This is a genomic window from Shewanella sp. S1-49-MNA-CIBAN-0167 (genome assembly GCF_040310145.1).
GTDB lineage: Bacteria > Pseudomonadota > Gammaproteobacteria > Enterobacterales > Shewanellaceae > Shewanella > Shewanella psychromarinicola.
Genome location: NZ_JBEOPO010000432.1, coordinates 1 through 246 on the forward strand (window position 1 = coordinate 1; position 246 = coordinate 246).

Below are 246 nucleotides of genomic sequence, written 5' to 3' on the forward strand. Positions count from 1 at the left end.
CCATGGAGTATCGATTAAATAAGCCTCTTTTCCTTCAACAACCACTAAGCCATTAGCATCGACCAAACCAAAGTCTTCAGTTTTGAAATATGACTGATATTCAAATAGTTGGATTTGTGTCGCTTGAGCTTGGTTAGCCGTAACCAAAGCATTGCTACTGAGCGGTGTAATAGTCAGTTTGCCTGATGACTCAGCGCTCATCGCAAGCGGTGCACGGCAAATAAAACCAACTAGTAATATCAATAT

1 pseudogene is annotated in these 246 nt (G+C 41.1%); it reads right to left on the minus strand.

Annotated elements, in window-relative coordinates:
- A pseudogene (locus tag AAEZ00_RS21930) lies at positions 1-246 on the minus strand (subclass B1 metallo-beta-lactamase); the annotation flags it as partial.